Here is a 12,307-nt window from a genome sequence, read left to right on the forward strand (position 1 = left end):
AAAATGTCTGCATTTTGGAGTGGATTTTTTACAAGTTTATCTTTAATATTGGCTATCGGCGCGCAAAATGCATTTGTTTTGAAGCAGGGTATAAAGAAGGAACATGTTTTCGCAGTTTGCTTAATATGCGCATTTAGTGATGCCTTGCTTATATTTGCTGGAGTTTTTGGTTTTGCAAAAGTGCTACAAAAATTTGAGCTTTTTAAACAGGTTGCCATATATGGTGGCTTTATCTTTTTATTTGTCTATAGTCTAAAGAGTTTGTATAGTGCATTTAAAAATCCCAAAAGCCTTCTTCCTAGTGTGCAATACGAGTCAAAATTTAGCAAAATAGTGCTTTTGACGCTTGCTTTTACTTGGCTAAATCCTCACGTCTATCTTGATACGATGCTTTTAATGGGATCTATTTCAACAAAATTTGGAGATGAAAATATAATTTTTGGCATCGGCGCTAGTCTTGCATCGCTATTTTTCTTCTTTTCTTTAGGATATGGAGCAAGAGTTCTCGCTCCAGTTTTTGCAAAAGAAATTTCATGGAAAATTTTAGAAATTTTTGTTGGGATTATTATGCTTATAATCGCTTTTAGTTTACTTTTTACTAAAGTATAGATAAGATACATAAAATTTTACGCTAAATATTTTGTATTTTTATATGTATTAAAAATTTACATATTATTAATGTAAGATGCATTGATATGTACGACGGAGATTTTATATTTTAAATTTGATTAAAAGAAGTTTCCAAGCCCAAAATGAGCTTGGAGACTCTCTTTTTAGCAAGAGAAGCAGGTTTTAAACTCATAAGCGGTTGGGCGTGCTTCGTAAGGCCAAACCTGAGTTTCAAATTTCATGTGTTGATAAGTGTCGATGAAAAGATCGCTCATTATCGGTTTTAGGTATTCGTTATCGCGGATAAGCGCTTCAAGGCTGCCACGAAGTGTGTGTGGGAGCTGCTCGATGCCGCGCTCTCTGATCTCATCTAGGTGAAGTTTAAATAAATTTTCATCCATCGGACCAACTGGCTCGTATTTGTGTTTAACGCCGTCAAGGCCTGCCATTAGCATAGCTGAGAAGGCTAGATAAGGGTTTGCTGTGCTATCTGGAAATCTCATCTCAGCTCTAACTGACTTCTCGCCAGCTCCGTAAGGTATGCGGATGCTCGCTGAGCGGTTTTGGCTCGAGTAGGTGAGGATAGATGGCGCTTCAAAGCCTGGGATTAGGCGTTTGTAGCTGTTTGTGCTTGGGTTTGTGAAAGCTGCAACGCTTCTTGCGTGTTTTAAAACGCCGCCGATGTAGTGTCTTGCAAAATCACTTAAATTTGCGTAGTTGCCTTCTTTGTAGAATAAATTTTTACCATCTTTCCAGACTGATTGATGCACGTGCATGCCGCTGCCGTTGTCGCCGTAGAGTGGTTTTGGCATAAATGTAACTGTCTTGCCGTTTAGGTGAGCGACCATGCGAACGACGTATTTGTAAATTTGAACGTTGTCAGCAGCCTCGACCAGGTTGCCAAATTTCACGCCGATCTCGCCTTGACCTTGTGCGACTTCGTGGTGTCCTAAAAATACTTCAAGGCCAACTTGTTCTAAAACTTGCATCATTTCAGCCCTTAGATCGACCATGCTGTCGATTGGCTGGGTCATCAAGTAGCCGCCTTTTCTTCGTGGGCGGTGACCTGTGTTGTAGCTATCTTTGAAGTCTGCAGCGTCGTTCCACTCGCCTTCTTCGCTATCTACTTGATACATCGCGCAGTTTGGACTGTCGATGATTTTGACGTTGTCAAATACAAAAAATTCATTCTCAGGGCCAAAATATGCCTCATCGCCAAGTCCGCTATCTTTTACATATTGCATCGCTCTTTTTGCGATCGAGCGAGGGCATTTTTCATAAATTTGACCTTTGTAAATGTCGTAGATATCGCAAAAAACAACGACTGTGATGTCAGAGGTAAATGGGTCCAAAAACGCAGATGTCGCTTCTGGCTTCATTATCATATCGCTCTTGTCGATTGGCTGCCAGCCGTTCATAGAGCTAGCGTCCATTGGGATGCCGTTTGTGAAATTCTCTTTTGTAACAGCTTTTATGTTGTAGCTTATGCTGTGCCAAGCGCCGTTTAGATCGGTAAATCTAAAATCTACAAATTTAACTTCATTTTCTTTGCAAAAATCAAAAAAATGATCGATGTTTTGGACAAATTTTCCCATTTTTTATCTCCTTCTGGTTTTTAATTTTCGTATTGTATCACAAAATTTTATATTTAAGATTATTTTTATATTTTATTTGACCCCAAACTAAAATTTTACTAATTCTCTATCTCTGTTTTTAAATATCGCACACTTTGAATATCCCAAATTTCTAGCTATCTGCTCGCAAATTTCGCCATTTTTACCGATATCTTCTTTGGCATGAGCGTCTGAGCCAAAGGTGATAGTGATGTCATTTTCGGCGATTAGCTCAAGTAAATTTACGCTTGGATATTGCTCGCCGATAGGCTTTCTAAAGCCAGCTGCGTTTATCTCGACTACCAAATTTGCCTCTTTTATCGCTTTTATGGCGTTTTTGGCTAGGATCCTGACATCTTTTTTGGGTAAAAATTTAAATAGCTTTAAAAGATCGATGTGTCCCATGATGTCAAATTTACCAAGCTTAGCTGATCTTTCTATGTGGTCAAAATACTCCTGCCAAATTTGATCCAAGTCTCTGCCCTCGTAGCCGCCGATAAATTCTGGGTTGTCAAAGGCCCAGCCGTTAAAAAAATGCACAGAGCCTATTAGATAATCAACCTTTCTAGCAAAAACTCGCTCGTCCATAAAGCCATCTAAAAAGTCCATCTCATAACCAAGTAAAATTTCTATCTCACCGCTAAATTCATTTCTTAAACGTAAAATTTCGTCTTCATAGCTTTGCATCTCCTCAAATTTCATCCTATAAGCTTCATCGTAGTTCATCGGTGCGTGATCGCTAAAGCCAAAGTATCTTGTGCCAGCTTTTATGGCGCATCTCACAAATTCTAGCGGTTCGCCAACTGCGTGGTTGCAAAGAGGTGTGTGGTTGTGAAGATCGACGGTCATTTTTAGCCTTTTAAAGTCGTTTATTTTTCAAAAATGCTACCTAAAATTTGATAAATTTAAAGATAAACGCATGCTTTTTAAACTTTCTTTTTATTTAAATCCTATATAATCAAGGCAAATTTTATTAGGAGCTTTTATGACCCAAGAGGAACTTGACGCGCTTATGGCGGGCGGATTAGAGGATGATTTAGGTGATACTAAAGATGCCAGCCAAGAGGTCGCGGACGTCAAAGAGGAAACAGACGAGGTAGCAGAAGTTGCAGAGGCAATGAGTGCTAAAGCAGATGAGCCACAAACAAATAGCTCAAAACAGAGCGAAAACTACAGAGTGAGTGCAGACGGCGTTTGGCCACCACCACCACCGACTGAAGACCATAAAATGGTACACCAGCTTGACGATGTGACAAGAGATAGCGAAGAGAAAGCTACTCAGATGTTTGACAAGCTTGAGACGATAAATAACTTTTTTATGGATGCTGAGAGCGACTCAAATAGCCTAAAAGATGCGATAAACTCAAACGTTGAGCTATTTACGACGCTAAGTGAGAAATTTCCAAATATTGCCGCATTTAGCGAAGCTTTGGAAAAAAACAACTCGCTTCTTGGCACGATCGATAACATCATCTCAAATTTACAAATGGGACAAGATGAGATCATGATGGCTATGGATATGATGCAGTATCAAGACATCCACAGACAAAAGATAGAGCGTGTTATCAACGTTATGAGGGCACTTAGCAAATATATGAATACCTTGTTTGAAGGTCGTATCGATGATGATAAACGCGTTGGCTCTGCTGTTCATATCGCTGGTGATACAACAACAGAAAACCTAGTCAGCAACGACGATATCGAAGCCTTGATAGAAAGTCTGGGTAAAAAATAGTGCTAAAAAGGCCTGAGCTTTTATCTCCAGCTGGAAATTTAACAAAACTTAAAATCGCCCTTGAATACGGAGCCGACGCTGTTTATGGCTCGGTTGCTAGCTTTTCACTAAGGACTAGATCAGCAAGGGAGTTTAACCTTGAAACGTTTAAAGAAGCGATAGACTACACACACGAAAGGGGAAAGAAATTTTATGCGACCATAAATGCCTTTCCTTTTAACTCTCAGATAGAGCCGCTAAAAAGGCACTTACAAACCATCTCAGCGATGAAGCCAGACGCCTTTATCATCGCAACTCCAGGCGTCATGAGCCTAGCAAAAGAGATCGCTCCAGATATCGAGATACACCTCTCTACTCAGGCAAACGTTATGAACGTTCTGGATGCTAAAATTTATCATGACATGGGTGCAAAACGCATCGTCGTGGCACGTGAAATGAATTTAAAAGATGTTATAAAGATAAAAGAGGAAATTCCGACCCTTGATATCGAAATTTTCGTCCATGGCTCGATGTGCTTTGCCTACTCTGGCAGGTGCTTAGTAAGCTCAGTGCAAAGCGGACGTATGTCAAACCGCGGCAGTTGCGCAAATGACTGCAGATTTAAGTATGAACTCTACGCAAAAAACGAAGAGAGCGGCGTACTTTTCCGCCTAGAAGAGGATGAAAACGGCACTCACATCATGAATTCAAAGGATCTTTGCCTTATCTCACACATCAAAGAGATCGTTGATAGCGGTGTCATTGATAGCTTTAAGATAGAGGGTCGCACAAAGAGCGAATACTACGCAGCCTGCACAGCAAGAGCCTATAAAATGGCGATAGATGATACCATGAACGACAAATTTGACGCGCAAATTTATGAAAATGAGATAAATACGCTGAAAAATCGTGGCTTTACAGATGGCTACTTGGTGCATAGACCCTATGAGCGAACCGATACGCAAAATCACACAAGTAGCCTAGAAGAGGGTACTCATCAGGTAAATGCCATAAGTGAAGACGGTGAATTTTTTAAGTGTAAATATAAAATTTTCCCAGATAAGAGCTACGAGATCGTAGCACCTATTGGCTCACACATAGATGATAGTGAAAATGAAATTTCAAAGGTCTATTCACAAGATGGCAAGAAATTTATCAAATTTAAGCAGCTCGTTACCAAAAAAGGCAAGGTCATGAGCGAAATTCACAGCGGCAATGAAAATGAGATAAACCTCGGCGTTAAGCTGCCAAAATTTAGTTTTTTAAGGGAGAAAATATGAAATTTGTTTCTATTATAATGGGAAGTAAAAGCGACTATGAGATCGTTAGCGAGACGGCAAAGACTCTGGAGAAATTTGGCGTAAAATATGAACTGATAATCAGCTCAGCCCACAGAAGCCCAAAAAGAACTAGTGAGTACGTCGCAAATGCCGAGAAAAAGGGCGCAAAAGTCTTCATCGCAGCTGCTGGCATGGCAGCTCACCTAGCTGGAGCGATCGCCGCAAATACAACAAAACCAGTGATCGGCATACCAATGGCTGGCTCAGCTCTAAGCGGCGTTGATGCACTTTACTCAACCGTGCAAATGCCAAGTGGCATGCCAGTGGCAACTCTAGCTATCGGCAAGGCTGGCGCGATAAATGCAGCCTATCTTGCTGTGCAAATTTTAGCCCTTGAAGATGAGGGGCTAGCAAACGCGCTAAAGGCCGACAGAGAGGCAAAGATAAAGGCTTTAGAGGAAGACTCTTCAAAGGTTGAAGTGATACTATAAAAGGAGAAGCGGTGCAGACCTATCTTGGAGTTGATGAATTTTGCAAACTTGTGCACTTGGAGCGCGAAGTTATCGAGGATATGATAAATCGTGGCGTTTTAAAAACCAAAGAGGAAAACGGAGAAATTTTGATAGAAGCGAGCGAGGGAACGATGAGCGTGGTGCCTAGTGTTTCGCAAAATTTATCCTTGCAGCCACAAAGCCAAGATGGTTTTAGCTTTGTGGAAAAGACGATTGGCACGATACTAAATTTACACGAAAAGGTGCTTGACGCAAAAGATGAGACGCTTGAGACCTTAAGAAATGAGAATAAATTTTTAAAAGAGGCGCTCATTTCGATGCAAGAGCTCTATGATGAAGATAGAAAAACGGTCGAGACGCTTACAAAACAGCTTAAAATTTCACAAGATGAAGTTGAATTTTTAAAACGAAAATACAAGCTCATGTGGAACCAAGCGGTTGAAAATTTTAACGGACAAAAGTAGTTTATGAAGATTATAAATTTAGATGATAGCTTTGAAATTTATGGAGTAAAAACTCGCACTAAAAATGAAGATGAAATGGACGGCAAGGGCAAAATTCCAGCTTTATGGTCTAAATTTATGGGCGAGCTCTATGATGGCAAGAGCGAAATTTATAGCGTTTACTGCAATTACGAAAGCGATTTTAATGGACATTACGATAACTTTATCGGCACAAGATCACGCCAAAAGGGTGATGAAAATTTAGATATACAAAGCGGAAAATACGCTCTTTTTAGCTTTGCAAATGAGCCGCAAAATGTTGCAAAATTTTGGGGTGAAATTTGGAGATATTTTGAAAGTAGTGAGCTAAAAAGAACCTATAAAACAGACTTTGAAAAATACCTAAAAGACAAAATAGAAATTTATATATCAATAAAATAAAAGGCAAAAAATGACATTTTCACAAATAATACTAACGCTTCAAAACTATTGGCAAGAGCAAGGCTGCGTCATACTTCAGCCATACGACATGCCAGCAGGTGCGGGCACATATCACCAAGCGACATTTTTAAGAAGCCTTGGACCAAAGCCCTGGGCGACCGCATACGTAGCTCCAAGCCGCCGTCCGACTGATGGTAGATACGGCGAAAACCCAAACCGCCTTGGCGCTTACTATCAGTTTCAAGTGCTCATAAAACCAAGCCCAGAAAATATCCAAGAGCTTTATCTAAAAAGTCTTGAAAGACTTGGTCTAAATTTGAAAAATCACGACATCCGCTTTGTCGAAGACAACTGGGAGAGCCCTACACTTGGTGCTTGGGGACTTGGCTGGGAGGTCTGGCTAGATGGCATGGAAGTGACGCAGTTTACATATTTTCAACAAGTTGGCGGCATCGCATGCGAGCTCATATCTGGCGAGATAACATACGGTCTTGAGCGCTTAGCTATGTATTTGCAAGATGTAAATAGCGTCTATGACATCGTTTGGGACGACTCTAATGGCAACATCGTAACCTACGCCGACGTGCATAAACAAGGCGAGTATGAGTGGAGTAAATACAACTTTGAAGTGGCAAATGTTGATATGCTTTTTAACCAGTTTGAAAACGCATTTTACGAGTGCAAGCGTTGCTTGGAGGCTAAAATTTCACTACCAGCGTATGATTATTGTATGCTTGCGGCTCATACATTTAACGTCCTTGACGCGCGCGGAGCGATCAGTGTTACACAAAGACAAGACTACATTTTAAAAATTCGCGAGCTTGCAAAAGAGTGCGCGCTAACATATAAAGAGAGCTTGGAGCAAAAGTAAAATTTGATGAAAATAGCTGAAATTTATAAAAATTTAGATGAAATTTGCCCATTTGCGAGCCAAGAGTCTTGGGACAATAGTGGCCTTCAAGTTGGCTCATTTGACAGCGAATTTGAGCGAATTTATCTAAGTCTTGATATTGATAGCGAGCTTTTGCAAAATGTCTTGCCAAACTCGCTCATCATCACCCACCATCCGCTCATTTTTAAAGGGCTAAAGAGCCTAGACTACAGCCTCTATCCAAGCTCGCTCATAAGAGAGATGATGATAAAAAATATCTCGCTCATCTCGCTTCACACAAATGCCGACCTTGCATTTTTAAATGAAAAATTTGTGACGCAGGTTTTGGGGCTTGAAATTTCAAGAAAAGAGGGCTTTTTGATCTACGCTGATGTGAAGATGAAATTTAGCGAGCTTTGCAAATTTGTAAAAGAAAAACTTGGACTTGAAAATTTAAGAGCAGTTTATGCAAAAGATGAAATTTTTAAAATTTGCATCTGCACTGGAAGCGGCGCAGATCTCATGCAAGATGTCAAAGCAGACGCTTTTTTAACGGGCGATCTAAAGTACCACCAAGCCCTTTACGCAAAGGAAAATGGACTAAATTTGATCGACATAAACCACTATGAAAGCGAGCGTTATTTTAGTGATTTTTTAGCAAAATATTTGCAAAATCTAAAAATTGAAGTTATAATAAGCAATTCTAAAAACCCATTTACATATTGCTAACAAAAAAGGAAACATTATGAATAAATATTTGCAACAATTAGTTGAATTATCTGATCTTGACAAACAAATAGATGGTTTCACGCCGCGTATACAAGAAGTAGAAAAAGCCTATAAAAGCATAGAAGAAGAGTGTGAAACTATAGCGGTTAATGTAGAAAGACTTGACGAAGAGGTAAATGATCTAAAATCACAAAAATCAGGCACAAACGCTCACATCGCAGAATTTAGCGCAAAGATCAAAGATGTAGCTAAAAAAAGCTCAAGTGCAAAAAGCGAAAAAGAGATAAAAGCGCTAGGTCTTGAAGAAGATATCGCAAAAGAGCAACTTGAAGCAGCAAATGAAGAGATCGCTAGACTTGAAAAACTAATAGACAATAAAAATGCTCAAAAAGATGAGTTAAACGCTAAAAAAACAGAGCTTGAGGGGAATTTAGAAAAGATAAAAAGCGAGGTTTCATCTGAGCTTGAAAAGATCGAAAAAGAGCGCAAAGAGGTTTATGCTAAAAAAGATAAACTTGTCGCTGCGATGAACCAAAAGATCTTAGCATTTTACGAAAAGATCAGAAAATGGGCTCACAACACAGCCGTTGTGCCAGTTAAAAAACAAGCTTGTTATGGCTGCTTTATGCAGATAAATGATAAGACTTTCTCTGCAGTCGTAAAAGGCGAAGACATCGTTACTTGTCCGCATTGTGGCAGAATTTTATATAAACAAGAGCAATAACACGTTTCGTGATAATAATATATTATTTTTTAGCCTCAATACTCTACTTTTTTGGGGCTATTTTTTTACTTTTATTAAGTTTTAAAAAAAAATATCATAGATCAATCCCAGCACGTTTTTTTCTATTTAATAATCCTAAATTTAAAGATGCAGATGTGCATTTTCACGCTTGTTCGTTTGGCGAAGTGCAAGCACTTAAGCCTTTGATGCAAAAATTTAACAGTAAAGCTATAAGTGTTGTGACAAATACGGGCTTTGAAGCGGCAAGCAAAATTTGTGCTAACACAAGATTTTTGCCATTTGAAATTTTCTTGCCATTTTGGCTAAAAAAGAGCAAAATTTTAGTCATTTTTGAGGCTGAGCTTTGGCTCATGCTAGTTTTCATGGCGAAGCTAAAAGGCAGTCGCGTGATATTGATAAACGCTAGAATTTCAGATAGAAGCTACAAAAGCTACTTAAAATTTAGCTTTTTTTACAGATATCTTTTTAAATTTATAGATAAAATTTACGCCCAAAGCGAGCTTGATAAAGAGCGGCTAAAGTCACTTGGAGCAGGTGAAATAGAGGTTGTTGGCAACATAAAAGCTGCGTTTTTACCAAGTGTGAGTAAAATTTATGAAAAGCCAAAAGCTAGAGTGATCGTGCTGGCAAGCACGCATGCGGGCGAAGAAGAGATGATTTTAGGTAATTTAAATTTAAAAGAAAACGATCTTTTAATCATCGCACCACGTCACCCTGAGAGATTTGCAGAGGTTGAAAAACTTGCAAGCGAGTACGCTAAAAAGCATGATTTTAGCTTTGCTAAATTTAGCCAAAGGCATAAATTTGAAGCTAAAGTAAATTTGCTTGACACTTTAGGCGAGCTTGTAAATGTCTATGCTATTAGCGATGTAGTCGTGCTTGGTGGCAGTTTTGTGCCAAATATCGGCGGGCATAATCCAATCGAGTGCGCGCAATTTAATCCTGTGATAATTAGCGGCGAGTTTATATTTAACCAAAAGGCGTTATTTGGTCTAGTTGAAAACATCTACATCGCAAAGGCCAGAGAGATAGGCGGCATAATAGATGGTAGCGCCAAAAAGAGCAAGATCGCCGTGCAAGCAAGCGCTGATGCGATCATAGAAGATATAAGGAGCACTTTATGAGTGAAGAAAAAGCGTATAAAATTTTAGCCAAACAAAAAAATATCTCAAACAACGAGGCAAAGGAGCTAATCGACAGCGGACTAGTCTATGCCAAGGGGCAAAAGGTGATGATCGCTCGTGCGCTAATGAGTGAAAATACTAAATTTAGCGTCGAAGAGATGCCAAAGCCAAGCGTTATCTTTGAAGATGAAAATTTAATAGCCATTAATAAACCAGCCGCCATAACTAGCGAAAAAATCAGCCAAATGTATAAATTTCCACTCCTTCACAGGCTCGATAAAGATACGAGCGGGGTGCTGCTTCTTGTGAAAAATGACGAATTTGCTAGCCTTGCTATAAATGAGTTTAAAAAGATGAAGGTTGAGAAAATTTACGTGGCCGCAGTTAGGGGCATCATGAGCGAGGAGGTCGTCGTAAATGAGCCGATCCTAACGATAAAAAATAAAAATGGCGCATTTTCAAAGATCTCAAAAGATGGCAAAGAGGCGATCAGTGAAATTTCACCGCTCATGGTTGCTGGTAAAAAAACGCTTGTAAAAGTTGCCATAAAAACAGGTAGGACGCACCAGATAAGAGTGCATTTAGCTAGTTTAAATTTACCTATCGTTGGCGATGAGAAATACGGCAAAAATAGGGCAAATAGAATGTTCTTGCATGCCTATTCTATCGCTCTTTTAGACTATAAATTTAAAGCGCCGATCCCAAAAGAATTTAACTCTCTTGGATTTGAACTATCTAATAAATTTGAAATTTAAAGAGCAATAAAGAAATTATTTAGTAATATACGCCCTTTAATAACAACTTACGAAAGGTGATTAGTGTTCGAACAAATTAGCGAGTCTTTTAGATTAGCTGTTAGCAAGATACGTTTTGTAGATGACGAAAAAGCTCTAAAAAACGCACTTGACGTGCTCAAAAAAGCTCTTTTAAAAGCTGATGTTCACCACAAAGTCACTAAAGATCTACTCGCGTCTATCGAAAGCGAACTAAAGCAAACTGGCGTTGGTCAAAAGAATTTCTTAGATGCGATCAAGTCAAATTTAACTACTATCTTAACAGCTCCTGGCAACCAAGGCTTTGTCTATGCACCAGTTGCACCGACCATTGTTTTGATGGCTGGCTTGCAAGGTAGCGGTAAAACAACGACAACTATCAAGCTTGCAAACTATCTAAAGCTAAGAAAGAAAAAAGTTTTAGTTGCGGCTTGCGACTTGCAAAGATTAGCAGCGGTTGAGCAGCTAAAACAGCTCTGCGTTGCAAATGATATCGATCTTTTTTATATAGAAAATGAAAACAACCCTATAAAAGTAGCAAAAGAAGCACTAGAAAAAGCAAAAAGCGGCCTTTATGACGTGCTTTTAGTGGATACTGCTGGTCGTCTTGCGATCGATGAAAAGTTGATGCAAGAGATAAAAGATGTAAAAAATGCGATAAATCCACATGAAATTTTCTATGTAGCTGACGCTATGAGCGGACAAGATGCCGTAAAGACAGCTACAAGTTTTAATGAAATTTTGGGAATTTCTGGAGTTATCCTTTCTAAATTTGACTCTGACTCAAAGGGCGGCGTAGCTATTAGTATCGCAAAACAGCTAAATATCCCACTTAGATTTGTTGGTACTGGCGAGAAAGTAGCTGATATCGAGAGCTTTATACCAGACCGTATCGTAAGCCGTATAATGGGCGAGGGCGACCTAGCTACTTTGGTAGAGAAAACATCGACTATTATCGATGAAAAAGAGGCAAAACGTCTAAATCAAAAGATAAAAAAAGGTCAATTTAACTTTAATGACTTTTTGGATCAAATGGAAAGCGTTAAAAAACTTGGTAGTATGAAATCTTTGATGGGGATGATACCTGGACTTTCAAATATTGCAAATCAGATAAAAGATATAGACCTTGATAATTCAAAAGAAATTTTGCATATTAAGGCTATGATAAACTCTATGACGCAAAAAGAGCGTGAAAATCCAGACCTTTTAAACAATAGTAGAAAAAGGCGTTTGGCAGCTGGCTCTGGACTATCTCAAGTAGAGGTAAATCGCTTTTTAAAGCAGTTTGAAAATGCTTCAAAGCTTGCTAAGAAATTTTCAGGAAAGGGCGGAGCAAAGGGACTTGCAAATATGCTTTCACAAGCAAATTTAAAAAGACCTGTTTGATAAAAGGGTTTAAATTTGGATATTTGTTATCTAAATTTAAGCTTTATTTAAAAACAAGAGGAGAATA

Annotated in this window: 14 protein-coding genes; 12 read left to right on the forward strand and 2 right to left on the reverse strand. The window is 39.0% G+C overall.

Translation table 11 applies throughout. From position 1 onward, the window contains the following. Positions 1-3 precede the first annotated feature (3 nt). Complete coding sequence (locus CVS89_RS04870) at positions 4-609, forward strand: LysE/ArgO family amino acid transporter (protein ID WP_103613009.1); 606 nt, start codon at positions 4-6, stop codon at positions 607-609. Between the two features lie 164 nt (positions 610-773). On the opposite strand, the gene glnA is transcribed toward CVS89_RS04870, so the two are convergent. Both glnA and CVS89_RS04880 read right to left on the reverse strand, forming a co-directional pair. After that, on the reverse strand, positions 774-2,204 hold the full coding sequence (gene glnA, locus CVS89_RS04875; RefSeq protein WP_103575036.1) for a type I glutamate--ammonia ligase: 1,431 nt from the start codon (positions 2,202-2,204) through the stop codon (positions 774-776). An 87-nt stretch (positions 2,205-2,291) separates the two neighbouring features. Beyond that, entirely contained in the window at positions 2,292-3,071 is a 780-nt protein-coding gene (locus CVS89_RS04880) for a histidinol-phosphatase (RefSeq protein WP_107847858.1), read from the reverse strand. 136 nt (positions 3,072-3,207) lie between these two features. On the opposite strand from CVS89_RS04880, the gene CVS89_RS04885 reads away from it, so the two are divergent. From CVS89_RS04885 to ffh, 11 genes are all read left to right on the forward strand, one after another. Further along, positions 3,208-3,957 carry a chemotaxis protein gene (locus CVS89_RS04885; protein ID WP_107847859.1) on the forward strand — a complete coding sequence of 250 codons (750 nt, stop codon included), beginning with the start codon at positions 3,208-3,210 and terminating at the stop codon, positions 3,955-3,957. Beyond that, positions 3,957-5,216 carry a peptidase U32 family protein gene (locus tag CVS89_RS04890; RefSeq protein WP_107847860.1) on the forward strand — a complete coding sequence of 420 codons (1,260 nt, stop codon included), beginning with the start codon at positions 3,957-3,959 and terminating at the stop codon, positions 5,214-5,216. The genes CVS89_RS04885 and CVS89_RS04890 overlap by 1 nt, the downstream gene beginning before the upstream one ends. After that, positions 5,213-5,707, forward strand: coding sequence for a 5-(carboxyamino)imidazole ribonucleotide mutase (gene purE, locus CVS89_RS04895; RefSeq protein WP_021085555.1), 495 nt, complete (start codon positions 5,213-5,215; stop codon positions 5,705-5,707). The genes CVS89_RS04890 and purE overlap by 4 nt, the downstream gene beginning before the upstream one ends. An 11-nt stretch (positions 5,708-5,718) precedes the next feature. Continuing rightward, on the forward strand, positions 5,719-6,192 hold the full coding sequence (locus CVS89_RS04900; RefSeq protein ID WP_002942132.1) for a DUF3972 domain-containing protein: 474 nt from the start codon (positions 5,719-5,721) through the stop codon (positions 6,190-6,192). 3 nt (positions 6,193-6,195) lie between these two features. Then, positions 6,196-6,612, forward strand: a complete 417-nt coding sequence (locus CVS89_RS04905) for a GyrI-like domain-containing protein (RefSeq protein WP_009294001.1) — start codon at positions 6,196-6,198, stop codon at positions 6,610-6,612. Between the two features lie 10 nt (positions 6,613-6,622). Next, positions 6,623-7,483: a glycine--tRNA ligase subunit alpha gene (gene glyQ / locus CVS89_RS04910; RefSeq protein ID WP_107847861.1), complete on the forward strand. Its 861-nt coding sequence runs from the start codon at positions 6,623-6,625 to the stop codon at positions 7,481-7,483. A 6-nt stretch (positions 7,484-7,489) separates the two neighbouring features. Continuing rightward, positions 7,490-8,212: a Nif3-like dinuclear metal center hexameric protein gene (locus tag CVS89_RS04915; RefSeq protein ID WP_107847862.1), complete on the forward strand. Its 723-nt coding sequence runs from the start codon at positions 7,490-7,492 to the stop codon at positions 8,210-8,212. A gap of 16 nt (positions 8,213-8,228) precedes the next feature. Then, positions 8,229-8,936, forward strand: a complete 708-nt coding sequence (locus CVS89_RS04920; protein WP_002941798.1) for a zinc ribbon domain-containing protein — start codon at positions 8,229-8,231, stop codon at positions 8,934-8,936. An 8-nt stretch (positions 8,937-8,944) separates the two neighbouring features. After that, positions 8,945-10,081: a lipid IV(A) 3-deoxy-D-manno-octulosonic acid transferase gene (waaA, locus tag CVS89_RS04925; protein WP_107847863.1), complete on the forward strand. Its 1,137-nt coding sequence runs from the start codon at positions 8,945-8,947 to the stop codon at positions 10,079-10,081. Beyond that, positions 10,078-10,836, forward strand: coding sequence for an RluA family pseudouridine synthase (locus tag CVS89_RS04930; RefSeq protein WP_107847864.1), 759 nt, complete (start codon positions 10,078-10,080; stop codon positions 10,834-10,836). Before waaA ends, CVS89_RS04930 begins: the two co-directional genes overlap by 4 nt. Before the next feature lie 63 nt (positions 10,837-10,899). After that, positions 10,900-12,240, forward strand: a complete 1,341-nt coding sequence (gene ffh / locus CVS89_RS04935) for a signal recognition particle protein (protein ID WP_107847865.1) — start codon at positions 10,900-10,902, stop codon at positions 12,238-12,240. Positions 12,241-12,307: the final 67 nt, after the last annotated feature.

The organism is Campylobacter concisus (genome assembly GCF_003048615.2).
GTDB lineage: Bacteria > Campylobacterota > Campylobacteria > Campylobacterales > Campylobacteraceae > Campylobacter_A > Campylobacter_A concisus_C.